Source organism: Paenibacillus germinis (assembly GCF_013141785.1).
In the GTDB taxonomy this organism is placed as follows: domain Bacteria; phylum Bacillota; class Bacilli; order Paenibacillales; family NBRC-103111; genus Paenibacillus_E; species Paenibacillus_E phytorum.
The window spans coordinates 1-661 of the sequence record NZ_WHOC01000003.1 but is presented as its reverse complement, the minus strand read 5'-3'; the positions used below and the strand labels follow the sequence as shown (position 1 = coordinate 661).

Genomic DNA, 661 nt, shown 5'->3' with positions numbered 1-661 from the left:
TTCCAGCACCGGGCAGGCGTCAGCCCGTATACTTCGCCTTGCGGCTTCGCACAGACCTGTGTTTTTGCTAAACAGTCGCTTGGGCCTTTTCACTGCGGCCCCCTCGGGCTATTCACCCTACCGAGGCACCCCTTCTCCCGAAGTTACGGGGTCATTTTGCCGAGTTCCTTAACGAGAGTTCTTCCGCGCGCCTTAGAATTCTCTTCTCACCCACCTGTGTCGGTTTGCGGTACGGGCACCTTCGCCTGGCTAGAAGCTTTTCTTGGCAGTGTGAACTCATGACCTTCGGTACTTAAAGTTTCCCTCCCCATCACAGCCCAGCCTTACGATGTGCGGATTTGCCTACACATCAGCCTCACTGCTTGGACGAGCATCCATCAGCTCGCGTCACTATCCTTCTGCGTCACTCCATTGCTCATAACGGCTACGGTGGTACAGGAATTTCCACCTGTTGTCCATCGACTACGCCTTTCGGCCTCGCCTTAGGTCCCGACTTACCCTGAGCGGACGAGCCTTCCTCAGGAACCCTTAGGTTTTCGGCGGATCAGATTCTCACTGATCTTTTCGTTACTTATACCGGCATTCTCACTTGTATGCGCTCCACCTGTCCTTACGGTCAGAATTCAACGTACATACAACGCTCCCCTACCCATGCACATAC

Annotated in this window: 1 rRNA gene; it reads right to left on the bottom strand. The window is 54.3% G+C overall.

Annotation, left to right across the window (positions count from 1 at the left end):
- Positions 1-661, bottom strand: a 23S ribosomal RNA gene (locus GC102_RS00015); the annotation flags it as partial.